The organism is Arthrobacter sp. S2(2024) (assembly GCF_036662515.1).
Lineage (GTDB): Bacteria > Actinomycetota > Actinomycetes > Actinomycetales > Micrococcaceae > Arthrobacter.
In genome coordinates, this window is the sequence record NZ_JAYKZI010000004.1 from 89,445 (window position 1) to 111,895 (window position 22,451).

23 protein-coding genes and 1 tRNA gene are annotated in these 22,451 nt (G+C 64.3%); 15 read left to right on the forward strand and 9 right to left on the reverse strand.

Annotation, left to right across the window (positions count from 1 at the left end):
- Positions 1-5: 5 nt before the first annotated feature.
- Positions 6-2,099, forward strand: coding sequence for an ArnT family glycosyltransferase (locus VLA65_RS09825; RefSeq protein ID WP_332602392.1), 2,094 nt, complete (start codon positions 6-8; stop codon positions 2,097-2,099).
- Here the strand turns inward: VLA65_RS09825 and VLA65_RS09830 are convergent.
- From VLA65_RS09830 to VLA65_RS09840, 3 genes are all read right to left on the reverse strand, one after another.
- Positions 2,096-2,773: an HAD-IA family hydrolase gene (locus VLA65_RS09830; RefSeq protein WP_284988737.1), complete on the reverse strand. Its 678-nt coding sequence runs from the start codon at positions 2,771-2,773 to the stop codon at positions 2,096-2,098. The two genes, VLA65_RS09825 and VLA65_RS09830, sit on opposite strands and share 4 nt — an antisense overlap.
- A 54-nt stretch (positions 2,774-2,827) precedes the next feature.
- Entirely contained in the window at positions 2,828-3,205 is a 378-nt protein-coding gene (locus VLA65_RS09835; protein ID WP_059388606.1) for a VOC family protein, read from the reverse strand.
- Positions 3,206-3,329: 124 nt separating this feature from the next.
- Positions 3,330-4,760: an MFS transporter gene (locus VLA65_RS09840; RefSeq protein ID WP_332602393.1), complete on the reverse strand. Its 1,431-nt coding sequence runs from the start codon at positions 4,758-4,760 to the stop codon at positions 3,330-3,332.
- 100 nt (positions 4,761-4,860) lie between these two features.
- On the opposite strand from VLA65_RS09840, the gene VLA65_RS09845 reads away from it, so the two are divergent.
- Entirely contained in the window at positions 4,861-5,568 is a 708-nt protein-coding gene (locus VLA65_RS09845) for a TetR/AcrR family transcriptional regulator (protein ID WP_059388605.1), read from the forward strand.
- Positions 5,569-5,584: 16 nt separating this feature from the next.
- Here the strand turns inward: VLA65_RS09845 and upp are convergent, their stop codons facing one another.
- Positions 5,585-6,220 (reverse strand): uracil phosphoribosyltransferase, encoded by a 636-nt coding sequence (gene upp, locus VLA65_RS09850; protein WP_332602394.1) that lies wholly within the window; start codon positions 6,218-6,220, stop codon positions 5,585-5,587.
- Positions 6,221-6,243: 23 nt separating this feature from the next.
- On the opposite strand from upp, the gene tadA reads away from it, so the two are divergent.
- The 3 genes from tadA (at position 6,244) to VLA65_RS09865 (ending at position 7,495) form a co-directional block, all read left to right on the forward strand.
- Positions 6,244-6,753: a tRNA adenosine(34) deaminase TadA gene (gene tadA / locus VLA65_RS09855; RefSeq protein WP_332602395.1), complete on the forward strand. Its 510-nt coding sequence runs from the start codon at positions 6,244-6,246 to the stop codon at positions 6,751-6,753.
- 80 nt (positions 6,754-6,833) lie between these two features.
- Positions 6,834-7,220, forward strand: coding sequence for a VOC family protein (locus tag VLA65_RS09860; RefSeq protein ID WP_332602396.1), 387 nt, complete (start codon positions 6,834-6,836; stop codon positions 7,218-7,220).
- Positions 7,217-7,495: an acylphosphatase gene (locus VLA65_RS09865; RefSeq protein ID WP_059388602.1), complete on the forward strand. Its 279-nt coding sequence runs from the start codon at positions 7,217-7,219 to the stop codon at positions 7,493-7,495. Before VLA65_RS09860 ends, VLA65_RS09865 begins: the two co-directional genes overlap by 4 nt.
- A gap of 29 nt (positions 7,496-7,524) precedes the next feature.
- On the opposite strand, the gene VLA65_RS09870 is transcribed toward VLA65_RS09865, so the two are convergent.
- The 3 genes from VLA65_RS09870 to VLA65_RS09880 are packed head-to-tail and all read right to left on the reverse strand — an operon-like array spanning position 7,525 to position 10,236.
- Complete coding sequence (locus VLA65_RS09870) at positions 7,525-8,736, reverse strand: DNA glycosylase AlkZ-like family protein (RefSeq protein WP_284988731.1); 1,212 nt, start codon at positions 8,734-8,736, stop codon at positions 7,525-7,527.
- A 49-nt stretch (positions 8,737-8,785) separates the two neighbouring features.
- Positions 8,786-9,181 carry a 6-pyruvoyl trahydropterin synthase family protein gene (locus tag VLA65_RS09875; protein WP_332602397.1) on the reverse strand — a complete coding sequence of 132 codons (396 nt, stop codon included), beginning with the start codon at positions 9,179-9,181 and terminating at the stop codon, positions 8,786-8,788.
- A 2-nt stretch (positions 9,182-9,183) separates the two neighbouring features.
- Positions 9,184-10,236, reverse strand: coding sequence for a zinc-dependent alcohol dehydrogenase (locus VLA65_RS09880; protein WP_332602398.1), 1,053 nt, complete (start codon positions 10,234-10,236; stop codon positions 9,184-9,186).
- A gap of 116 nt (positions 10,237-10,352) precedes the next feature.
- Between VLA65_RS09880 and VLA65_RS09885 the strand changes: the two genes are divergently transcribed.
- From VLA65_RS09885 to VLA65_RS09920, 8 genes are all read left to right on the forward strand, one after another.
- Positions 10,353-10,442 (forward strand) — tRNA-Ser (locus VLA65_RS09885).
- A gap of 520 nt (positions 10,443-10,962) precedes the next feature.
- Positions 10,963-12,213 carry a Fic family protein gene (locus VLA65_RS09890; protein WP_332602399.1) on the forward strand — a complete coding sequence of 417 codons (1,251 nt, stop codon included), beginning with the start codon at positions 10,963-10,965 and terminating at the stop codon, positions 12,211-12,213.
- Positions 12,214-12,328: 115 nt separating this feature from the next.
- A complete protein-coding gene (locus tag VLA65_RS09895; RefSeq protein WP_332602400.1) occupies positions 12,329-12,505 on the forward strand; it encodes a hypothetical protein in 177 nt (58 codons plus the stop codon).
- Positions 12,506-12,514: 9 nt separating this feature from the next.
- Positions 12,515-13,360, forward strand: a complete 846-nt coding sequence (locus VLA65_RS09900; RefSeq protein ID WP_332602401.1) for a restriction endonuclease — start codon at positions 12,515-12,517, stop codon at positions 13,358-13,360.
- A gap of 420 nt (positions 13,361-13,780) precedes the next feature.
- On the forward strand, positions 13,781-14,338 hold the full coding sequence (locus tag VLA65_RS09905) for a dihydrofolate reductase family protein (RefSeq protein ID WP_332602402.1): 558 nt from the start codon (positions 13,781-13,783) through the stop codon (positions 14,336-14,338).
- 124 nt (positions 14,339-14,462) lie between these two features.
- Complete coding sequence (locus tag VLA65_RS09910) at positions 14,463-14,603, forward strand: hypothetical protein (protein ID WP_284988726.1); 141 nt, start codon at positions 14,463-14,465, stop codon at positions 14,601-14,603.
- A 120-nt stretch (positions 14,604-14,723) separates the two neighbouring features.
- A complete protein-coding gene (locus VLA65_RS09915; protein ID WP_332602403.1) occupies positions 14,724-15,851 on the forward strand; it encodes an acyltransferase family protein in 1,128 nt (375 codons plus the stop codon).
- A gap of 221 nt (positions 15,852-16,072) precedes the next feature.
- Positions 16,073-18,526, forward strand: a complete 2,454-nt coding sequence (locus tag VLA65_RS09920; protein WP_332602404.1) for a glycoside hydrolase family 32 protein — start codon at positions 16,073-16,075, stop codon at positions 18,524-18,526.
- A gap of 149 nt (positions 18,527-18,675) precedes the next feature.
- Here the strand turns inward: VLA65_RS09920 and VLA65_RS09925 are convergent, their stop codons facing one another.
- Positions 18,676-19,470: a carbon-nitrogen hydrolase family protein gene (locus tag VLA65_RS09925; protein ID WP_332602405.1), complete on the reverse strand. Its 795-nt coding sequence runs from the start codon at positions 19,468-19,470 to the stop codon at positions 18,676-18,678.
- A gap of 32 nt (positions 19,471-19,502) precedes the next feature.
- Between VLA65_RS09925 and VLA65_RS09930 the strand changes: the two genes are divergently transcribed.
- On the forward strand, positions 19,503-20,159 hold the full coding sequence (locus VLA65_RS09930; RefSeq protein ID WP_059388597.1) for a GntR family transcriptional regulator: 657 nt from the start codon (positions 19,503-19,505) through the stop codon (positions 20,157-20,159).
- Positions 20,160-20,217: 58 nt separating this feature from the next.
- On the opposite strand, the gene VLA65_RS09935 is transcribed toward VLA65_RS09930, so the two are convergent.
- Complete coding sequence (locus VLA65_RS09935) at positions 20,218-21,606, reverse strand: MFS transporter (RefSeq protein ID WP_332602406.1); 1,389 nt, start codon at positions 21,604-21,606, stop codon at positions 20,218-20,220.
- A 147-nt stretch (positions 21,607-21,753) separates the two neighbouring features.
- On the opposite strand from VLA65_RS09935, the gene VLA65_RS09940 reads away from it, so the two are divergent.
- Positions 21,754-22,440, forward strand: a complete 687-nt coding sequence (locus VLA65_RS09940; protein WP_332602407.1) for a DUF2848 domain-containing protein — start codon at positions 21,754-21,756, stop codon at positions 22,438-22,440.
- The last annotated feature ends 11 nt before the right edge of the window (positions 22,441-22,451 follow it).

Sequence of the window (22,451 nt, forward strand, 5' to 3'; positions counted from 1 at the left end):
TTCCGATGACCACTTCCTATTCCACAGGCACGGACTCCGAGGCAAGGCAGCCGGCTCCGCCGCCGCTGTTGGTGGGGCCGACTGCGCCGCAGGAAGCGGCCGTTCCCCACGGAGGGGGCGGCCGCGCCCGGGCCGGTTCGCCCCGCCGGTCCCGCCAGCCCCGCCGCACCCGCGGCCCGCATGCCCTGCGGCACCGCGTGGAGCTCGGTTTCGTGCTCCTGGCAACGGCGGTCCTTTATCTCTGGAATCTCGGCGCTTCCGGCTGGGCCAACGCGTTCTATTCCGCGGCGGCCCAGGCCGGTTCGCAGAATTGGGCCGCATGGTTCTTCGGATCGTCCGACGCCGCCAACTCCATCACGGTGGACAAACCGCCGGCGTCGCTCTGGATCATGGACCTCTCGGTACGGATCTTCGGGCTGAGCTCCTGGAGCATCCTGGTTCCCCAGGCGCTCATGGGCGTGGCCACGGCCTGGCTGCTGTATCTGGCAGTCAGGCGAGCCGCGGCCCCCGCTTCCGGCGATCCACAGCTCGCCCACCGGGCCGGGCTGCTCGCCGCCGTCGTCATGGCCATCACCCCGGTAGCCACCCTCATGTTCCGGTTCAACAACCCGGACGCCCTGCTGGTGCTACTCATGACGGCCGCCGGCTACGCCACTCTGCGGTCCATGCAGGACAACACACTGCGCTGGCTCCTGCTGGCCGGAGTGTTCCTTGGCTTCGGCTTCCTCACCAAGCAACTCCAGGTCCTGCTGGTGGTTCCTGGATTTGCGGTGGCGTACTTGGTTGCCGCGCCGGGTGGAGTGGGGCGTCGCCTGCTTCATCTGCTCGGCGCGGGGGCGGCCATGGTGGTCGCGGCCGGCTGGTGGCTCGCCGTCGTCGAACTCGTTCCGGCGAACATGCGGCCATACATCGGCGGCTCACAGAACAACTCGATCCTGGAACTGACGCTCGGTTACAACGGCCTCGGCCGGCTGAGCGGCCAGGAGACCGGCAGCGTGGGGGGCGGCAACGGTTGGGGAGTTCCTGGGCTGTTCCGGATGTTCAACAACGAATTCGGCGGCCAGATCGCGTGGCTGCTCCCTTCGGTGCTAGTCCTCGGGGCCGGGCTGCTGTGGCTGGGCCGGCGTGCCCCGCGCACGGATAGCGTCCGCGCCTCGGTGATCGTGTGGGGCTCGTGGGTGCTGGTCACCGGGCTCGTGTTCAGCTTCATGGCAGGCATCATCCACCCCTACTACGCGGTGGCGCTGGCCCCGGGCATCGCCGGGCTCGCGGGCCTGGGCGGGGCGCTTTTGTGGCAGCACCGCGCACAGCTCGTCGCCGCGGTCGTGCTCGCTGTGGCAGTTGCCGCAGCTGGATTCACGGCCTTCGGCCTCCTGGGCGGCACCACCGCTTATGGTCCGTTGCTGCGCTGGGCCGTGCTGCTGGGCGCATTGGCGGCTGCGGCCGGCTTGCTGCTCTCGGGACGTTTCCCGGTCCGCATCCTCCACCGCACGACGGCGGCGCTCGCCCTCGCGGCCTCCCTTGCCGGTCCGCTGGCGTACTCGATCTCTACCGCCTCCGTGACGCATAGTGGCGCAATCCCCAGCGCCGGTCCCGCGACTACGTTCGGTGGCTTCGGCGGCTTTGGAGCCCGGGGCGGCTTCGGGCAAAACAACGCAGCCCAGAACACTCCCCCGCAGACCCTCCAACAGCCGGGCGCCCAGGCTGGCGGCTTCGGAGGGAACCGGCAAGGCGGCGGCCTGGGCGGCCTGCTCGGCGCCACCACGCCGTCGTCGGAAATGGTTGCCGCACTGAAATCCGGCGCCTCGAACTACACGTGGGCGGCCGCCGTCGTGGGCTCGAACAACGCCGCCGGCTACCAGCTGGCCACCGAACTGCCGGTCATGGCGGTGGGCGGTTTCAACGGCACGGACCCGTCTCCCACCCTTGAGCAGTTCCAGCAGCTCGTGGCACAGGGCAAGATCCACTACTTCATCGCCGGCGGGACCATGCAGGCGAACAGCGGATCGGAAGCCCCCGCCCAGATCGCGCAATGGGTGGCTGCGAACTTCCAGTCACAGACCATCGGCGGGACCACGGTGTACGTACTGGCGGGCTAGAACCGGAGCTCGATCACCCATCGACCGGAAGCGTCCAGGCTCGCCGTGGCAGTGACAGCTGAATAGTCCGCGATCTGCCACAGCCCATCCGCCGCCTCGCCGCCGGCGTCGCCCACCACCACGGTCCGCATTCCGGCCGCACGGGCGGAAGCGATGCCCGCGGGGGCATCTTCGAAGACGACGACGTCGGCCGGCTCGGCACCCAGCAGCGCTGCGGCCCTGAGGTAGCCTTCCGGGTGCGGTTTGCCACGGGTCACGGCCTCGGAGGTAACAGTGGTCGCGGGCATCTCGAGTCCGGCTGCCTGCATGCGCACCCCGGCAAGGATCCGATCGGCCGAGGTGACCATGGCGACGGCGTCGGCAGGCAACGACCGCAACAGTTCCGCGGCTCCGGGCAACGCAACGATCCCGTCCGTCCGGGTCCGTTCCATCTCGCCGAGTTCCTCCGCGAGCGCGTCGATGTCAGCTCCGGCGGGAGCGAAACGGCGCACCGTGTCCTTGGCTTGGACCCCGTGTGAAGTCCGCAGGATCTCCTCGATGTCCAGTCCATACCGGCCCGCGAATTCGCTCCACACTTGCTCCACGATCGCGGTGGAGTCCACCAAGGTTCCGTCCATATCGAAGAGGACAGCCCGGACGGTCAGGGTTTTCACGGCTTCAGCAGGCAGGTTCATGCATCCATCCTGCCGCTGAAGCCGGTCTGCGGCCCAACTCTTACGGTGTGAGTCCTAGCCGTTGGGCCGGTGGGGGATGTACTGAACGGCCCATTTGTTGCCGTCCGGATCGGCGAAGTACACAAAGTGGCCCCAATCCTGGATGTCGATGTCGCTGACTTCCACGCCGTTGGCCTTGAGCTGGCTGTGGGCCTCCTGGATATCTCCCACCACCATTTGCAGGCTGGGAGCGGTGCCTGGAGGGGCGTCGTTGAGGCCCTCGCCGATGCAGATGGAGCAGGCCGAGCCGGGCGGAGTCAGTTGGACGAAGCGGATGCCGTCCATAGGCCGCTCGTCGTAGTCGGCGTTGAAGCCCACTTTGTTGACGTAGAAATCCTTGGCGCGGTCCACATCGGACACGGGGACAAACACAAGTTCAAGTTTCCAGTCCATGCGCCAAAGGCTATCGGCGGAGCCCGAAAACCGGTAGGGGCGGAGCACAACGCTGGGTCACTTACGGCCCATGTTGCTGCTCGAATTGGGCCGTAAGTGACCCCGCGTTGACGAGTTCGGCTGGTTAGGCGTTTTGCAGGGAGGGTTCGACGGCGGCGCCCGCTTCCGCTCCAGCCGCCAGGCTGCGTGCGTGGGCGCGGGACGGGAGGAGCCACGCCGCCAGCGTGGCGAGGACCAGCACAGACGCACCCACGTAGACGGCGGGAATGGCCGCGTCCACATAGCCCGTGGGAGTGAGTTTGCCGCCGGCTCCCGTGAAGACTGCCGTCAGGACGGCCACGCCCAGTGCCACACCGATCTCCCGGAGAGTGGAGTTGGTCCCACTCGCCTTCGCGTGGTCCTCGGCGCGCATGTTGGCGAGCACCGCCGTCGACATCGGGGCGAAAACCAGGCCCATACCGATTCCGGCCGCAACAAAGCCCGGCACCAGGGTTTCATAAGGGACGGTCGCGGAAAGGACTCCGGCCAGCCAGAACATGCCCGCTGTCAGCAGCACGAGGCCCGCAATCATCAGGGTCCTGGTGCCAAGCCGCGGGGCCAACAGGCCGGCAAGCGGTGCCACGAACATGGGCGCCAAGGTCCAGGGCATCGTCATGACGCCTGCTGCGAGGGGTCCGTGGCCCTGTACTACCTGCAGGAACTGGATGAGGATGAAGACAGACCCGAAGATCCCGAAGCTGAAGGTCAAGCCGATCAGGTTTGCCACGGTGAAGCTGCGGTCGCGGAACAGCCGGAGCGGAAGCAGTGGCGCAGCGACCCGGGATTCCCACAGAACGAAGGCAAGCAGCAGGACGCCGCCACCGATCAAGCCGGCGAGGACTTCGGCGCTGGACCAGCCGGCGTCGTTCCCCCGGACAATGCCGAAGACGAGCCCCAGGAGGCCGAGTCCGGAGAGAAGAAGGCCTACGACGTCGGCGCGGACGCGGGCGCCGAAGCTGTTCGGCAGCGCGAAGAGCGCCAGAGGAATCGACAGGATGCCGATGGGCACGTTGAGCCAGAAGATCGCTTCCCAGCTCCAGCCTTCCACGACTGCGCCGCCGATCAGCGGCCCCAGTGCGACACCCAGGCCGGAGACTCCGCCCCAGATGCCGATGGCGAGCGGGCGCAGCTTGTCGCTGACCGAGCCCACCAGCAGGGTGAGCGATAGCGGCATGAGCGCCGCGGAGCCAACGCCCTGGACCGCGCGGGCGGCGATGAGCTGCAACGGATCCGTGCTGACGGCTGCCGCTGCGGACGCGAGGGTGAAGATGGCAAGGCCCGCGATGAACACGTGACGGCGGCCGAAGCGGTCCCCCAGGCCGACGGCCAGCAACATGAACGCCGCGAAGCTCAGGGAGTAGGCGTTGACGATCCACTGCAGTTCCTCGACGCTCGCACCGAGGGCCTTGTGCATGACGGGCAGTGCGTTGGTGACCACGAGGTTGTCCAGTGTGGCCATGAAGACGGGGAGAGAGGCCGCCACAATGGCCAGCCAAACGGGAATGGTGCGTTTCATGATGACTCCACGGGTCGCTGAGGTGCCGCTAAGTTGGGTTGTTGTAATCGAATGATTACTTAAGGCCCAAAGTTAGTTATCGACTGATAACATGTCAAGTGTGGCGAAGAAAACAGCGGGCACAGGCGCCCCGGAATCGGGCTCAAGCAGCCAGGCAACTGCCGAACGCATACCAGCGGCGCAGCGGCGCGAACTGATCCTGGAAGCCGCCACCGGCGTCTTCGCCGAGCGTGGCTACGCTGGTTCCACCACGGACCAAGTGGCAAAGGCCGCGGGCATCAGCCAGCCGTATGTCGTGCGGATGTTCGGCACCAAGGAGACACTGTTCCTGGAGGCCCTGGATCGCGCCCAGGGCAAGCTGCTGCGCGCGTTCCGCGACGTCATCGCGGCGTACGACGCCGGAGAACTCGCCGAAGAATTGCGGCACCTCGATCCTGCCGCCGGGAGCGGTCGCCCGGAACAGCTCAAGCAGCTCATGGCCATCGCCTACGCCGACCTGATCGAGGATCGCGGCATTCTCATGATGCTGATGCAGGCCTTCGTCGCCGGCCATGAACCCGCCATCGGGGCACGCGCCAGGGAAGGATTCCTGGATATTTACCGCCTGGTGCGCGACGAAGCCGGCCTGTCCCCCGAAACCTCCCGCGACTTCCTTGCGCAGGGCATGCTCATGAACACCCTGATCGGCATCCGCCTGCCGGAAGTCTACGAGCAGGACGAGACCGCCGAGGAGTTGCTTGAGTGCACCCTTCGGTCCAAGCTGCCCATGGTGCTCAAGGCAAGCAAGGCCCAGCGCCGCGCGGGTTAGTAGCTAGCCGGACTCGCTAGCCGGCCACGCCGTACAGGCGGTCTCCGGCGTCGCCCAGGCCCGGAACGATGTAGGCCTTTTCGTTGAGCCTCTCGTCGATCGACGCGAGGACGATCTTGACGTTGGCTTCGGAAAGCTCTTCTTCCAGCTTGGCCAGGCCCTCCGGGGCTGCGAGCAAGCAGATGCACGTGACGTCCGAGGCACCGCGCTTGAAGAGGAACTTGATGGCTTCGCGCAGTGTGCCGCCGGTGGCGAGCATGGGATCCAGGACGAAGATCTGGCGGCCGGTGAGGTCCTCGGGGAGGCGCTCGGCGTAGGTGATGATGTCCAGGGTCTCTTCGTCGCGGGCCATCCCCAGGAAGCCCACTTCGGCGGTGGGAACCAGCTTGGTCATGCCCTCAAGCATGCCGAGGCCTGCGCGCAGGATGGGGACCACCAGCGGCGTCGGCTTCGTGAAGGCAGTGCCGATCGCCTTGGTGATGGGGGTTTCGATCTCTACCGCTTCGGTCCTGACTTCGCGGGTGGCCTCGTAGGCCAGCAAAGTGACGAGTTCTTCGGTGAGTTGCCGGAAGACCGGTGAAGGAGTGTTCTTATCCCGCAGAACGGTGAGCTTGTGAGCGACCAGCGGGTGGTCCACGACGAGTGTGCGCATGACTCCAAAACTATCATTGAGGGATGAGCACCAACGAGCCTTATCACGCAGAGCACGCGGCCTGGATGGGCCTGGCACTGGACGAGGCCCGGCGGGCGCTGAATACGGAGGACGTGCCGATCGGCGCTGTCGTCCTGGGGCCCGACGGCGGCGTGCTGGGTGCCGGACGGAACGAACGGGAAGCGCACGGCGACCCGACGGCGCACGCCGAGATCGTTGCCATCCGCGAGGCGGCCGCGGCCCTGCAACGCCACGCCCTTGAGCTCGGCGAAGGCGGAGACGGCTGGCGCCTCGAGGACTGCACCCTTGTGGTGACGCTGGAGCCGTGCGCGATGTGCGCCGGAGCCATTGTGCTGGCCCGGATTCCGCGGGTGGTCTTCGGCGCCTGGGATGAGAAGGCCGGGGCTGCCGGATCGGTGTTCGACATCCTGAGGGAACGCCGGCTCAACCACTGGGTGGAGGTGTACGCAGGCGTGCGCGAAGAGGAATGCTCGGCTCTGTTGCGCGATTTCTTCGCGGCCCACCGGAAATAGCAGCTGCCTCCGGATCGCCCTTGAAATTGTGAGGTGTTGGACGTCAGATGGTCTCAGGCAGCACACCTGAGGAGGACCTCATGACCGTCTCGTTCAACCACACCATCGTCTACACAACGGACAAACGCCGTTCCGCGGAGTTCCTCGCCAAGGTGTTTGGGCTTCCGAAGCCGCAAGCCATGTGGTCCTTCATGACCGTGGCCTTTGACCATGGAGTCGCCCTCGATTTCGCCACGGCGGACCGGCCCATCTCTCCCCAGCACTATGCCTTCCTGGTCAGCGAGGACGACTTCGACGGGATCTTCGCCCGGATCCAGGCTGAGGGCATCCCCTACTGGGCCGATCCTGCACGCTCACGCCCCCAGCAGATCAACCACAACGACGGCGGACGCGGCGTCTACTTCGCCGATCCGGACGGTCATTTCCTCGAGGCGATCACGAGGCCGTATGGATCGGGTGCCGCATGAGTTCCCCAGTGCGCGTCACGGCCATGGTGACCGGCCGCGTCCAGGGCGTGGGTTTCCGGTACTCCACGATGCACCAAGCCCGGCTATTGGGATTGACCGGGGAAGCTGCCAACCAGTTGGACGGCTCGGTGCAAGTGATCGCAGAGGGAGACCGCGAAGCCGTCGACTCCTTGCTGGAATGGCTGCAGTCCCGGGACGCCCCCGGCCGGGTAAAACACGTGGATGCCACCTTCACGCAAGCCACCGGCGAGTTCTCCGGATTCTGGGTGGACTGAAGCACTCCAACCTGAGACCAGCGTTCGCTTTATGAATTGGCACTGTCCAGGGCGTCGATGCGTTTTTGCCGCGATGCCGGCGAGTCCAGGCTGAACGAGCGGAAGTCCCCGAGGTCTTCGCGGATCCAGCTCTCCACCTCATTGATCCGCTGGGTGACGGCCGCAGTGGGCTTGTCGAACGTCCATGCTGCGATCCGTTCCTTGCCCGGATCGTATTGCCACAGCCCGATGATCCGTCCCCGGTCCAGGATCGGGTGGTCGGACAGGTCCGCCTGCAGCGCGAGCGTGGTGTCCAGGATCTTCCGGCCCCGATCTCCTTCGGCCAGCATGTCCGCCGAATTCCTGCGCAGCAGTACCAAAGAATCCGTCCCGGCCAGAAGCTGGATCTGTTCCTCCTGCGGCGCCGTGAACGCGGAAAGGTGCTCGACGTCGTCGGGCAGCATCCAGAGCGGCTCGCCTGCCGCCGTCGTCACTTCGACGGCGCCGACGGCGGCCAGCGCCGCCTTGCTCTGCGCGACGGTGAAGCCCGTAAGCCATTGGCTCTGCTTGAACGTCGCTCCGCCAGTCCAGCGCAGGTACCGTTCGATCAAAAGCGCCCGGGCGGCGTCGTCGTCGAGGCCACTGGGCGGCAGCACCCACGACGTGTAGGCGTAGCGCTGCTGGTCGAGGCGGCCGTTGACGGGGACGCGACGGATGCGGCCATCGGCTTGGAGGAGCCCCAGCGCCGTGGGCAGGGTGGTTGACGCACCTTTCTTCTTGCCTTCTTCGCCGAGGCTGCGGACGGATTCGCCGAGCTCGTCCCTGAGCTGCTTGGGATCCATGGGGTCGCTGGATTCCAGGAGGGTGTGGAGTACTTGCTCTTCGAGGAGGGTGATCTCACCGCGTTCGACGCCGAGGCGGGCCAGGACCTTGAACGGCGCCACCGCGGCGTCCCGGCCGACTTGGAGGCCCCACGCGAAGTCGTTCCGGCCCAGGACGTAGGTGCAACCGCGGGCCGTGGGGAGCTCGTGGATCCTCAACTCGGCGACGTCGCGATCGACCTGTTCGCGCCGGATCCCCGCCCGGGCGAAGAGCGTCAGGTAGGGGTTGGCACCGCCCACCGAGCGGGCCCAGCCGGCGCGATCCAGGACTTCCTCGGACGTCTTGCCGGAGAGGGAACCGTCCAGGCCCTGTCTGTGCCACGCCCAGGCGCGGAGGAGTTCCGGGGTGAGCGTTTGGGTGGAAAGCACGGCGGACGTCATGGCCCCATTCTGCACCGTTTATCCGCCATCCGGGGCGGTCCCGCGCGAGCTACCGCTCGAAATCCAGCGAGAAGCCTGCCCAGGCGTCGGGATGTTCCCGGAGGAGGACGTCGACGCCGGCGAGCGCACCGCCGTCGTCGCTCTCGCGGACTTTCGCTGCAACCGCCTCAGCGATGAAGCGGGCCAGCACTTCCGTCGTCGTGAGCTGTCCGGCGAAGTCCGGGTGTTCGTCGAGGTTCTTGTAGTTGAGGCCGGCCAGCACCTCGTCCACGATGGTTCCAGCGGCGCCGATGTCCAGGACGATCGCATCGTCGTTCAGTTTGGCCCGACGGAATGTCACCTCGGCCACGAAAGTGGCTCCGTGGAGTCCTTGGGCCGGGCCGAACGATTCCCGCGGAAGGCTGTGGGCGATCATGAAGTGCCGGCGGACGGTGAGGCTGAACATCGTTATGCCTCGTTTCCTTCCCGCTGCGGGGTCCCGGGGTAGTTGATGACTCGGCAAAGATCGTCCAGTTCGCCGTTTTCCAGGCCATTGAAGACCTCCGGCAGTTCCTCGAATTGCGACTCCCCCGTGAGGAACGCGTCGAAAATGGGGTCCCGCAGCAGAGAGACCGCCAGTTCCAGCCGCTCTCTTGAGGTACGGCTATGCCGGCGCGAACGTGCCACCACTCCCACCTGGCTGGCTCGGATGGTGAGGCGCCGGGCGTGGAAGTCCTCCCCCAGCGGCAAGGAGACCTTCCGGTCCCCGTACCAGGACATCTCAATGATCTCGCCCTCGTCCCCGGCTAATTGCAGGCTACGGGCCAGTCCTTCATCCGTGGCCGAGCAGTGGAACACGATGTCGCAATCCTGATGCGCGTCGTCCGGGAGCACGAACTCCACGCCCAGGGATTCCACGAACCCGCGCTTCGCCGGGTCCGTCTCCACCAGTTGCAAGCGCTCCAGCGGGAAACCGCGCAGGAGCGCCGCGGTCATGCCGCCCACCAATCCGGCGCCGACGACGGCGATCCTGTCACCCAGGCGGGGCCCCGCCTCCCAAAGGGCGTTGAGGGCGATTTCGGCGATGCCAGTGAGCACAGCGCGGCGTTCCGGCACGCCGTCGGGTATTCGGGTGAGTGAGGTGAGCGGCACGACGTAGCGGTCTTGATGCGGGTGCAGGCAAAACACATTCTGGCCGATCCAGTCCTCGGGGCCTTGTTCAACTATTCCGACCGATAGATAACCGAACTTGACCGGCGCGGGAAAGTCCCCGGTTTGATGGGGGGCCCGCATCGCTTTCGCGGTTCGTGTGGGCACGTGCGCTTCATGGACCACGAGCTCTGTGCCCCTGCTGATTCCCGAGTACAAAGCACGGACCACAGCCTCGCCCTGCGCCGGCGCCGGAAGGTCCTCGCTGCGGAGCTCGCCTTGGCACGGGCCGACCGTCCAGTAGGCCAGGGCCGTTTGGGGGTGCGTGTTCTGGGTGTCCGTGTTCTGCGGTGCGTTTCGTGGAAGAGTCATCGTGCTTGCGAATCTAGTCCTGCGGCTGCGATTACGAAAGGGAAGGCTACTTACTAAGTGGGCGTCGCCCGGCCGTTTTGGGGAACGGGCCTCCACTCCGGTACCCTATTTCAGTTGGTGACGTGTCCGAGCGGCCGAAGGTGCAACACTCGAAATGTTGTTTGGTGTAAAAGCCAACGTGGGTTCAAATCCCACCGTCACCGCCAATGAAAACCCCCGGAATTCCGGGGGTTTTCTGCATTCCCGGGGCCTTCGTGGTGCATTTTTGGTGCATGTTTCGAGGAAGAGTCACCTCCCACCTCGGCTACGCGATGCCCTTGGCTGTTACGCAACGTGCAGAGTCCCCGAGTGGATACAGAAGATGGCCAACCGCGCCAGTTGACGAGCACAACTCACCTGTCCGTGTTAGGAATGTTTGCGTCGCTGCCGAGGCAGATCTTTTACCAGCTCGGTTCCAAGGAAGCCAGGGCGTCGGCCCCGTCCCCCGGAAAGCGCTCCCGTCGGCGCTAACCGATGAACTCGCCATGACGTGGGTTCCACCGTTCAATCTCTCTTCCGCTACCACAGACGGGATCTCGCGGAGCAATGGCTTCCGCGTATCGAGGTGGCCAGAGGCTGACATGGTGCTGTGGCCCTTGCTGGCTAAATGAGATAAGCCATGGCATGTTCTTACGCTTAGGAGTATAAATGTAAGAATCCAAGGGATATTCTTACAGTTAGGCGATCATGAAGCAGCCGGGGCAAGCGGACGGTACAGGCATCTACGGGCATGTCACCCTGGCCGGTACATCTGGTTGGCCGGCGGCCGAGTATGAACGCTACGAGTGGACCGGAACCCAGGACGCCTTCCGCACCAGCAACTATCTGTCCGGGATGGCCGGGCAGCCCTATGAGGCGTTGATCCCTTCGACTATCGCAAAATCGACCTACCTCCCCTCTCCAAGGGTCGCGGCGCTGGCCGAGGAAGCCGCCCAGGAGATCAGCCGGTTCGACGAACGCTACGGCAAGCACCTGCGCCCGTTCGTGTCCCTGATGCTGCGCAGTGAGTCAGTCGCCTCCTCGCAGATCGAGAACCTGACCGCCAGCGCCCGCAGCCTGGGTGAGGCCGAGCTCGGTGTAGAAGACAAGGCCAACGCCACCTTGGTCGTCCGCAATGTCCGGGCAATGGAGACGGCGCTGGCCGCCGCCGACCACCTGACGCCCGAGAGCGTCCTGGACATGCACAGAGCCCTGATGGACGGCACCCGCGACGCCGACGTCGCCGGACACTGGCGCGACCAACAGGTTTGGATCGGCACCAGCCAGTACAGTCCGATCGGCGCGGAATTCGTCCCGCCGCACCACAGCCGTGTCCCGGCGCTGATGACCGACGTCATGGACTACACCCGGCGCTGGGACATCCCGGTGATCATCCAGGCCGCCATCGCGCACGCACAGTTCGAGACCATCCACCCGTTCACCGACGGCAACGGACGTACCGGAAGAGCCTTGCTGCACGCCATGCTCAAGCACCGGGGTGTGGCCTCGCATGTCACTGTCCCCGTCTCCGCCGGGCTGCTCGCCAACGTCGGCGCCTATCACGCTGCCCTCACTGCTTTCCGGGCCGGAGACCCGGAGCTCATCATCACCGTGACCTCCGAAGCGGCGTTCCGGGCCATTGAGAACGGCACGACGCTCGCCAACGACGTCGTCGCCATTACCGAGGGTTGGGCTGACAGGATCACAGCACGCCGTGACTCAGCCGTATGGCCGGTCCTGGATCTTCTGGCCAGCCAGCCAGTTGTCAACGCCGCGGTTCTGGGGTCCAAGCTCGGCCTCGACTACATGCGTCAGAAGCGCGCCCTGGATGCCCTGGAGGAAGCGGGGATCGTCGTCGGCGTCGATAAATACAAGAAAGGCCGGTTCTGGCGGGCGCCTGAAATGCTGGCGGCCTTGGATGCATTCGCCGAACGTGCCGGGCGCCGCGGCCGTAGCTGAGCCGACCGACAGGGCGGGCCACCCGGAAATGGACTTATGAGAACCTATACGGAGTTATAGGGGGTTCTAGGTATCTTTCCTAGAACTGGCTAGAAGTTCGTATAGGTGACCGTCGATGGACATGGAGTGTCCCGCGTGGGCCGCCGCCCTGGACTACGCAGACGAGCACGAAGGCATCTACGACAAGCGGACCCTCGCCACGGCGGCCTTCCGTGCCCTCCTCGCTATCGTGGAGGCCTCTCAGCTCCGCGATGAGGACCTGCTGGTCCCCCATGCGGCGCGTCCTTTATAGGCTAGAGGCATGTGGAACGTGGCGAAGCTGAAGCGTGACTTTTACGAGTGGTACAGGCGTGAGAATGGTAAGTCTGCGGGTCCAGGTGACTTCCTGGAGTCTTACGTGAGTTACGTGTACGACTCACTCTTGAGCAGACACGCTAGGAATATTACCGTTACGAAGCAGGCTCAGGTTCCTGATAATTTCGGCAACTTGTACAACATTGATGTCTTCTTCGAGTATGAGATCGCAGGAAACAAGCACCGAGTTGCCATTGAGTGTAAGGACCACAAACGACCGGTCGGCCGGGACGACGTGATCGCCTTCTGCGGAAAGGTCAGGGACATGCCCAGCACGATTGGTCTTTTCATCTCTGCAAGCGGTTTCCAGTCTGGCGCTCTCAAGTACCTTGACGACCACGGAGTTCGACATATGACGCTTGACGAACTCCCCCATTTCGGCCAGGCCGTCGCCAACCGATTCCTCGCGCCGATGCTCCCGGACGAATCTGCATCTGGTCAGCCGTTCTGGACGGTCATGGAAGCCAAAAACGGAAAAGTGACTGGGTCGTGGTTGCTTCTGCCCTGGACACCAGAATTGGCAAACCAATTTCCAGATGGCGAGGGCAAGACTGTCCCCTTGTTTTGGTCTCGGCCTGAGGCAGAGCGATACCAGGCTCTCTGCTTCAAGGACGGTGAAGCTTCGTGCGTCCGAGGCTTGGAGCAACCCACCCTAAAGGTCATGATCGGACTCGCTAAGTTGAATGGGCTCTCTTTCGTCGTCCTTAGAGGCATAGAACTCCACGGACGGCAACAGTTTATTTGCGAGTCGTGGGAACCGGCTGCGCTCGAAGACGAATTTGTATCACTATAAAACGTCGAGATGGCCTGACGCATCTGATGGACCGCCCAACGCATCTAGGTAAACCATCAGATAAGCCCCCACTAATGGACCGGATTTGGTTCAGGGCTGGGTGCTGCTATCTACTAACTTCGCGATTCGTGTCCATAGTTCATAATTTCAACCTAGCGTCACAAGGGCCGCCAAAGAAAACCCCTGGTCAGCCAGGGGTTTTCTGCTTTCACGGGGCGTGGTGGTCCAGATTTCGCCGACTGAGCCGCCGCAACTCGTCGAGCAGGGAACTGATCGCCTTCGTGAATCCCACGGCGCCAGGAAGACGATGACTACCCGAGCGAACCCTAGCGATTCCGACAGCGATTCCGACGAAAGCAGCCTCCGTGCCGAGGCGGCGATATTTGAGGCATCGGTAAGTGGGCAGCCTAGAATCGTCATATGGGTCTCCTAACCTTCAGCATCAACGTCACCCTTGACGGTTGCGTCGACCACCAGGAAGGCATCGCCGACGACGAGACGCACGCCTACTTCACCCGCCTCATGGACGAGGGGGGCGCAATGCTCTGGGGCCGCACCACCTACGAGATGATGGAGAGTTACTGGCCAGCGGTCGTCCGCGGCGAGGAGGACGCGCCGCCTGCGATGCGCGAGTGGGCGCTCAAGCTGGAGGCCAAGCCGAAGTACGTTGTGTCGTCCACGCGAAGCGACTTCCCGTGGACCAACAGCCACCACGTCGTCGGCGACCTGCGCACGGCGGTACAGGATCTCAAGGATGCGACTCCCGGCGGGGTGCTCGTCGGCAGCGGCAAACTTGCGACAGGGCTGGACCAACTGAGTCTGATTGACGAGTACAAGTTCCTTGTCCATCCCAGGATTGCCGGCCACGGTCCCACCCTGTACCAGGGCGGACTGCCTAGCACGCGACGCCTCGACCTGATCTCGGCGGAGCCGCTCAGCAACGGCGCGGTCGCCTTGCACTATCGACGGGCTGATTGAGGGTGGCTGTCCGTCGCGGGTGAGCTTCGGCTAAAACGAGTCTGATTCGGGCTACTTCGCCTCGTTCGAAGGACTGGTGCGCACCTGTTCCAGAAAGACCGTGCGCTCGTGAAGGCAGAACCAGATGCGTACGGTGTTACGGCCGCTCCACGGTCTCGTCATCGTCAAGCCACTCGAGGTCGGCGCTGCCGTGTCCGGCTACGGCCGTGGCCGTCTCTTTCCAGCTGGTCAGCTCGGCCAAGGCGAGGTGCGGCTGGTTGGTTGAGAAAGAAGTCGCTTGACCCCCTCAGATCTACTCGTGTAGATTCAGTCAAGAATGTTAGCCAGGTCACACCCAAAGAAGGTCACCCGAACAGCCTCTGAGCCCAAAAGAGATGACCAGCCCATGAAGACCCCAACGACAGCCGTGGACCGTCCGGGCCTGGCCATACTCGGCGCCCGCACCCTGGGTAATGCCCTGGGCTCCGGACGAAACTCGCTGAACGCCCTGCGCTTGGTCTTCGCGGCAGCCGTGATCGTCTCCCATTCCTGGTGGCTGGGTGGCTACGGCCCGGAACCCTCGCTTTACGGGATCAAGCTCGGGACCGCTGGCGTCATGGGCTTCTTCGCCATCTCCGGCTATCTCATCACCGTCAGCGCCGAACGCTCGGACTCTGTGCTCGAGTATGCCGCAGCACGGCTCGCCCGCATCTATCCGGCCCTCGTGGTCGCGGCGCTTACTGTTGCCTTCGTGGCAGCACCGCTTGGCGCCCTCCTGACACACGGGACCTACGACCCGCGCGGAGCCTTGGCCTTCCTCGGCGCGGCGCTGGCACTCAGCATCGGCGTCATGGACACGCCCGCCATCGGGACGTCCCTCTGGGGCAACAACGACCGCTTTGACTGGAACGGCCCCCTATGGACCCTCACCTGGGAGGGGCTCTGCTACGTTATCATCGCCGCGATTGTGTTCCTGCTCCGCAGGGTTCCGGAGAGCAGGCGAGGCACTGCCACTGCAATATTCCTGCTTTTTGCCGCATCCACGGGAGCAGTCTTCGGAAAGCTGCTTGCAGGCAGCTTCGGGCCGAATCGCACCGAATTCGTCCTCCCGCTGCTCGCGGTCTTCATGGCGGGATCCCTCCTTGCCACCCAGAGACACACGGTCCGCGTCGGTGCGGCGCCGAGCCTCCTCGCCGCACTGGCAGTGTGGGGCGCCCTCGCCACGGGCTACGGCACAGCCCTCGCCCCGCTACCGTTTGCCTATCTCGTCCTGTCGATCGGTTCAATCGTCAGCGCGTCCGCCATCGGGTCCCGCTACGACATCTCCTACGGGATCTACATCTACGGATGGCCCGTCCAGCAGCTCCTCGCAGCCGCCCACATTCCATCCCACGTTCCCGCGCTCGGGTTTGCTGCGTTCGCTCTCGTGGCGGTCTGGCCGCTTGGTTTCTTGAGCTGCGTGGCCATTGAACAGCCAGCCCAGCGGATCCGGCGCGCCCTCATGCGCCGCCTCGCCCTCCGGGCAACCAGCTAAAATAATCCGCTTAAACGCTTGATCACGAGTCAAGTGCCAGTTATTCTTGCCGTGATTAAGCGTTTAATCAAAAATCCTTAGCTCCACCACAAGCTCCCCCGACTGCTCAACAACGCCGTGTGCAGAGGCTCGACGCAGAGCTATCGGCGGTCGAGTAGTCCTGACCGAGACCCGGAGATCTTATGGCCCACTCAGCAAGGAGGCTGTCGAAGAGGGCGAGCATGCTCGCCCTCTTCGCCGCGCTCACGATGTTTTTCACCACAACCATAGTTACCGGGGACATCCCCGGCGCAGGAGCCGTCGGCAGCGCGACCCCACCGCCAATGCGGGCCGTCTACCACATGACTCCCCCGTCAGGATGGCTGAGCGACCCTCAGCGGCCCATCTATCTCAACGGCAAGTACAACCTGTACTACCTTCACAGCAACCAGGACAACGGCCCCGGCGGATGGCGACATGCGACGTCGTCGGACACTGTGGTGTTCAACGACCAAGGCGACGCCCTCCCCCTCCAAAGCAATTTCCCCGTCTGGACCGGCTCCTCGGTGATCGATACCAACAACACCGCGGGCTTCGGGGCCGGCGCCGTCGTCGCGCTCGCCACGCAGCCCACCGACGGCGACCCGTTCCAGCAATCGCAATACCTCTGGTACTCGACCGACGGCGGGACAACCTTCACGCAGTACGGCGCACCGGTCATTGCCAACCCGGACGCCTCGGACTGGTTCCGCGACCCGAAGATCGTTTGGGACGCGGCACACTCGACCTGGGTAGCCGCGATCGGCCGCCAGCAAAAGATCACCTTCTACACCTCGCCGGATCTTAAGACGTGGACGCACCAAACCGACTTCAGCTACACCACTCCGAACATCGGCGGCGTTGAGTGCCCGGACATCTTCCAGATGAAGGCCGACGACGGTTCGTGGCATTGGGTCATGGCCGGGAGCATGCAGGGCGACTACAGCGGCAAGCCGGACACCTACGCGTACTGGACCGGAACGTGGAACGGCTCGGCGTTCGTCGCGGACCAGACGGACCCGCAGTGGCTCGACTGGGGTTCGGACTGGTACGCCTCGGTGACCTGGCCGGACGCCGCGAATCCCGACACCTCCCGTTACGCGATCGGCTGGATGAACAACTGGCACTACGCGCCGCACACCGTGCCGACGGACTCCACGGACAACTACAACGGCCAGATGTCGGTGGTGCGTCAGCTCAGCCTCAAGTCCGAGGGCAGCGGTGTCTACAGCCTCCTATCCCAGCCGACCCCGAATCTGGCCAACTACGCCACCAAAACCGTGAAGCCCGCCAACGCGACGGTCAATGGACGGACAACCCTCGACTACCACGGCTCCGCCTACGAGCTCGATGCGGACGTCAGCTGGACCACCCTGAACAACGTCGGCATCTCCGTCGGCGAGAACAAGGACGGCAGCCGGCACACGAACATCGGTGTCTACGGGGGCAACCTCTACGTCGATCGCTCCGCGCAGGACCAAGTGCCGTATTCCTTCGGCACGTACCAGCAGTCCCAGGCGCCGCTCGCCTCGGGCACGACGTCCTTGCACCTCCGGATCCTCGTGGACCATGGCAGCGTGGAGGTCTTCGCCGACGACGGCCGGATCGCACTCTCGAACCAGGCCTTCTTCACGTCGTCGGACACGGGGATCTCCCTCTACACGATCGGCGGCAGCGCAAACTTCGCCAACCTCTCGATCACGGAATTCGCCAACATCACCGAACAGGCGAACCCCGCGGCGCCGTACGCGGACTTCGAGGGCAGCACCTATGGTTCATGGACGACGGCGGGAGCGGCCTTCGGTTCCGGGCCAGCCGCCGGGGCGCTCCCCAACCAGCAGCCCGTCACGGGCTACCTCGGGAACAAGCTCGCCAACAGTTTCAACGGCGGCGACGCAGCGACCGGAATGCTGACCTCGCCGTCGTTCACCATCGGCCACTCGTACGTCAACTTCCTCGCAGGAGGCGGGAACAACCCGAGGCCGTCGGACGTCTTCGCCGACTTCGAGGGCGCGACGTGGGGTGCCGGGTGGACGGCGTCGGGCAGTTACATTGGCCAGGGCCCGACGGCGGAATCCCTCCCCAACCAGCTCGGCTCCAAGGTCCTCGATACGTACGTCGGAGGAGGTGATGCCTCCACGGGCGCGATCACGTCACCGACGTTCACGATCACGCGGGACTACATCGACTTCCTCATCGCTGGAGGAAACCACCCCTGGGGCCAGTCCGGCGCCGCGGCGGTGAACCTCCTCGTCAACGGGCAGGTAGTGCGAACGGCAACAGGCCAGAATTCATCGACGATGTCGAACGTGAACTGGGACGTCCACACGCTCGTGGGGCAGAAGGCCCAAATCCAGGTCATCGACCACGCAAGCGGATCCTGGGGCCACATCATGGTGGACCAGATCGTGTTCAGCAGCGTGCCAAACGCGGTTGGAGGTGAACCGGACAATCAGACCACGGTGAATCTTGTGGTCAACGGGCAAGTGGTCCGCACCGCGACGGGCCAGAACAGCGAACGCCTCGCCTGGACGTCGTGGAACGTCTCCGACCTCGTTGGCCAGAGCGCCCAGATCCAAGTGGTCGATAACGGCACGGGAAGTTGGGGCCATATCCTGCTCGACCAAGTCGCCTTCGAAGACATACCGGCCGCCTAAGTCGAACGTGGCCTGTCCGTCCTGACCTTCTTTGCCGCGCAAAAGCCTCGAAATGACGCGACTCGCCGTGTCGTAAGCGCTTTCCGAAACGAAAGAAGGTCAGGACGGCGCCGCCCTCCCTGAAAGAAGACGCCGCCGTCTCCGCGACGCTAAAGATCCCGGGCATTCGCCAGGACCGGAAGCTTGCCCCGGACTTCTTCGACGACCGACGGATCGATGTCGACGACGGCGAGTTCCGGCATTTCCCCGAGGCCCACCATCACGGCACCCAGTGGCGAGATCACGGCACTGTGCCCTATTCCCGTGGGCGCGGTGCCGGTGGTGGGCAGGCCGACGCTGGCCGGGTTGCCTTGGCCGCACGCCACCACGAAGGTGGTGCTGTCCACTGCGCGGGCCCGCACCAGCAGCTCCCACTGCTCGGCTTTGCCTTCGCCGTCGCCCCACGAGGCGCAGACGATGTTGACCTGCGCTCCTGCCCGGGCGTTGGCTGTGAAGAGGGCGGGGAAGCGCACGTCGTAGCACGTGGCAAGGCCAAACACGGTGCCGTTGAATTCGAAGGTTACGGGTGACGTCCCGGCGTCGACCGAATCGGATTCCGCGAAACCGAAGGCATCGAAGAGGTGGATCTTGTCGTAGGAGGCGTCCACCCCTGGGCCGGTGACCAAAAGGGTGTTCCGGACCCGGCCGCCCTCACCGGGAGTGAACATTCCCACCACGACGGCGATGTTCAGCTCCCGTGCGAGGCCGCGGACCGCTGTGGCCCACGGTCCGGCCAACGGTTCGGCGATGTCCGCAAGGCTGTTGCCAAAGGCGCGCATCGCTGCTTCGGGAAAGACCACGAGTTCGGCTCCGGCGGCTTTGGAGCGGGTGGCGTATTCTCGGATCAGTTCCAGGTTGGCGGCCAGATCGGCTCCCGTGATGATTTGTGCCACGGCTAAACGCATGAATTTACTCCAAATTGTTGTATACATGATGTATGCGAAAAAGTTCGGGGACTGCGGCGTCCGGCCGCGAGAAGGCGTACGCGTACTTGCGTGAAAATATCCTGATCGACCCCGAAGTCCAGGGGAAGTTCCTGAACGAGCAGGAACTGGCCGCGGAAATCGGCGTATCGCGTACGCCGGTGCGTGAGGCGCTCCTGCTGCTCGTCTCGGACGGCTTGGTGGAACTGATCCCCCAACGCGGAGCTTACGTTCCTCCGGTGACCGGCCGGGAAATGTCCGAATTGATGGAACTGCGCGGGATCCTTGAAAGCCACGCCGCCGGGCTGGTCATCGAGCAAGGCCGGGTTCCCGCCCGGACGATGCAGGAAACCCTTGACCAGCAGGCAAAGCTTCCCGAGGAACTGAGCCCGGAAGCGGCCCGTGAGTTTATCCGCCTGGACACCCTGTTCCACCAGCAGCTCATCGACGCGGCCGGCAACGAGCTCATCTCCCGGACGTACAGCAAGCTCCACGTCCGGCAGATTCTGGTAGGCGTCTCCGCGCTGTTCCGTACCGGAGGCCGGCGCGAACAGGTATGCGCCGAACACCAGGACATTCTCGACGCCCTGATGTCCGGCGACGCCGCGAAGGCCCAGAAGGCCATCGACCATCACCTCGCGGTGACCCGGGACATCCTGCTGCGCACCTGAGGAATCTTCTGTCCGCCCAGCGCAGCTTGTCAGGATTTTCGAAGGCATGACGTGAGCGTCAGCGCGTTTCCGCGACGGCCGACCGTTGGCTTGCCGCGGAACCTTCCAGCAGCAGGCGATAGTCCTCGTCCTCCACGGTGTTGGAGTCCCGGCCGAGCGCCAACCCCACGGCGGTCACGACGGCGGCCACGGCCACATAGATGGCAACCGGAATCCAGGTGCCGAACTGGGACAACAACAGCGTGAACATCAAGGGTGCGATGGCGCCCCCGATCACGCCTGCGAACGTATAGGCCAACGAACTTCCGGTGGACCGAAGTCGCGGAGAGAACTGTTCCACGATGAAGGCTGCCTGCGGTCCGTACATGAAGGAGTGCGCCATGAGGCCCAGGACGATTCCCGCGATCAGCAACGGCTCGCTGTGTCCGCCGAGGATTCCGAAGAAGACGAAAGTCCAGACGGCCCCGACCACCGCCGCGATCCCGTAGACGAGTCGCCGGTTGAAGCGGTCGGAGACGGCCCCGGCCAACGGGATCATGAACAGTTGGAATGCCGAACCGATCAACACGGCAGTGAGGACCTGGCTGCGGTCGTAACCAAGCGTCTGGATCCCGTAGCTCAGGGTGAAGACGGTGAACAGGGCATAGAGCACGTCCGGGCCAACCCTGCACAGGGTGGCAGCGACGAGCGGACGGAGTTCCTTGCTGAAGACCTCGCGGACCGGAGCGTTGGGCTGCTCACTGTGCGCCTCGATGGCCTTGAAGATCGGGGTATCTTCAAGCTTCAACCGGATCCAAAGACCGAAGCCCACCAACACGGCCGAAACCAGGAAAGCGATGCGCCAGCCGAAGCTGATGAACTGCGCTTCGCTGAGGGTGACGGTCAGGACGGCCAAGATGCCGTTGGCCAGAAGGTTGCCGGCCGGCGGTCCGACTTGGGCCGCGGAAGCCCAGAAGCCGCGCCGATGGGGATCGCCGTATTCGCTGGAGAGCAGCACTGCCCCGCCCCATTCGCCGCCGACACCCACGCCTTGGGCGAAGCGCAGCAACACCAGGATGATCGGGGCCGAGATGCCGATGCTGCCGTAGCCAGGCAGCACCCCGATCAGCACAGTGGCGACGCCGATGATCATCAGCGTCGTCACGAGGACCTTCTTGCGGCCGATGCGGTCACCGAGCCGGCCGAAAATGATGCCGCCCACAGGACGGGAGACATAGCCCACCGCGTAGGTCGAGAACGCCAGGATGGTCCCGGTCAAGGGATCCGACGACGGGAAAAAGACGAGGGGGAATACGACGGCGGCCGCGGCGGAGTAGACGGCAAAGTCGTACCACTCGAGCGCGGTGCCGGTGAGGCTTGCCGCAAAGGCCTTGTACAGGCCTTTGGGATGCATCGGCTTTCCGGGACGCGGCGCTGCGCCGGAAGCCGGAACTGGAACATTGGCCATGGGTTTCCTCCACGAGAAGTTTACGGTGACGCCTGCCACACTGGCGTTAAATGTATACATTACGCATACTGGATGTACATTGGCGACTGTTTCCGGTTTCCGATCTGAAAAATTTCTCCAGCAGGACACGCAAAGGATGGACAGAAAATGACGACTCTGAGCTTTGAACTTCCCGATGGCACCACGCGGAATGTCCAGGTCAAGCACCTCCTGAACGCCGGCTACGCAGGGCGCGAGCAGGAAGAAGTGCAGGCCCACATCGCCGAACTGGCCGAACTTGGCGTTCCCGGCCCCACAACCACGCCAGCGCTGTACCCGGTGTCGCCTTATCTGGCCCAGCAGGTTTCGGAAGTCCGCGTCCAGCACGGCCGGACCTCGGGCGAAGCGGAATGGGCGCTCGTGATCACCGATGGGGACGTCCTCCTGACCGTGGCGTGCGACCACACGGACCGTGAGCTCGAGGTCCACGGCGTGGCGTGGAGCAAGAACGCGAGCCCGGACGTCTTGGGACGCAAAGCATGGCGCCTGGATGATGTTCGCGACCATTTGGACAAGATCACGCTCAAGGGCTGGGTGGGCGACGGCGAAACTCCGGACACCCTGATCCAGGACAGTTCGCTGGAGGCCCTCCTCAGCCCGGACTACTGGCTGGCGGTGCTCGCAGAACGCGGCCTGAACCAGCCCGGCACCGTCCTCATTTCAGGCACAGTGGCAATGAAACAGGGGGTCGACCAGTTTGCCCGCAGCTGGAGAGTGGAAATGACCGATCCGGTGACCGGCACGTCGGTGGACGCCCAGTATGTCGTGGAGAAGATGTCAGAGCCCATCGGCTGAGGCCGCCTCCG

Coding starts and splice junctions, on each gene's coding strand:
- upp (WP_332602394.1), bottom strand. CDS start 6,220: ATGCGCACACTCGTCGTGGACCACCCGCTGGTCGCTCACAAGCTCACC.
- VLA65_RS09835 (WP_059388606.1), bottom strand. CDS start 3,205: ATGGACTGGAAACTTGAACTTGTGTTTGTCCCCGTGTCCGATGTGGAC.
- VLA65_RS09940 (WP_332602407.1), top strand. CDS start 21,754: ATGACGACTCTGAGCTTTGAACTTCCCGATGGCACCACGCGGAATGTC.
- VLA65_RS09825 (WP_332602392.1), top strand. CDS start 6: ATGACCACTTCCTATTCCACAGGCACGGACTCCGAGGCAAGGCAGCCG.
- VLA65_RS09900 (WP_332602401.1), top strand. CDS start 12,515: ATGTGGAACGTGGCGAAGCTGAAGCGTGACTTTTACGAGTGGTACAGG.
- VLA65_RS09860 (WP_332602396.1), top strand. CDS start 6,834: ATGACCGTCTCGTTCAACCACACCATCGTCTACACAACGGACAAACGC.
- VLA65_RS09935 (WP_332602406.1), bottom strand. CDS start 21,606: ATGGCCAATGTTCCAGTTCCGGCTTCCGGCGCAGCGCCGCGTCCCGGA.
- VLA65_RS09905 (WP_332602402.1), top strand. CDS start 13,781: ATGGGTCTCCTAACCTTCAGCATCAACGTCACCCTTGACGGTTGCGTC.
- VLA65_RS09890 (WP_332602399.1), top strand. CDS start 10,963: ATGAAGCAGCCGGGGCAAGCGGACGGTACAGGCATCTACGGGCATGTC.
- VLA65_RS09865 (WP_059388602.1), top strand. CDS start 7,217: ATGAGTTCCCCAGTGCGCGTCACGGCCATGGTGACCGGCCGCGTCCAG.
- VLA65_RS09910 (WP_284988726.1), top strand. CDS start 14,463: ATGCGTACGGTGTTACGGCCGCTCCACGGTCTCGTCATCGTCAAGCCA.
- VLA65_RS09870 (WP_284988731.1), bottom strand. CDS start 8,736: ATGACGTCCGCCGTGCTTTCCACCCAAACGCTCACCCCGGAACTCCTC.
- VLA65_RS09920 (WP_332602404.1), top strand. CDS start 16,073: ATGCTCGCCCTCTTCGCCGCGCTCACGATGTTTTTCACCACAACCATA.
- VLA65_RS09930 (WP_059388597.1), top strand. CDS start 19,503: ATGCGAAAAAGTTCGGGGACTGCGGCGTCCGGCCGCGAGAAGGCGTAC.
- VLA65_RS09830 (WP_284988737.1), bottom strand. CDS start 2,773: ATGAACCTGCCTGCTGAAGCCGTGAAAACCCTGACCGTCCGGGCTGTC.
- tadA (WP_332602395.1), top strand. CDS start 6,244: ATGAGCACCAACGAGCCTTATCACGCAGAGCACGCGGCCTGGATGGGC.
- VLA65_RS09895 (WP_332602400.1), top strand. CDS start 12,329: ATGGACATGGAGTGTCCCGCGTGGGCCGCCGCCCTGGACTACGCAGAC.
- VLA65_RS09880 (WP_332602398.1), bottom strand. CDS start 10,236: ATGACTCTTCCACGAAACGCACCGCAGAACACGGACACCCAGAACACG.
- VLA65_RS09925 (WP_332602405.1), bottom strand. CDS start 19,470: ATGCGTTTAGCCGTGGCACAAATCATCACGGGAGCCGATCTGGCCGCC.
- VLA65_RS09875 (WP_332602397.1), bottom strand. CDS start 9,181: ATGTTCAGCCTCACCGTCCGCCGGCACTTCATGATCGCCCACAGCCTT.
- VLA65_RS09840 (WP_332602393.1), bottom strand. CDS start 4,760: ATGAAACGCACCATTCCCGTTTGGCTGGCCATTGTGGCGGCCTCTCTC.
- VLA65_RS09915 (WP_332602403.1), top strand. CDS start 14,724: ATGAAGACCCCAACGACAGCCGTGGACCGTCCGGGCCTGGCCATACTC.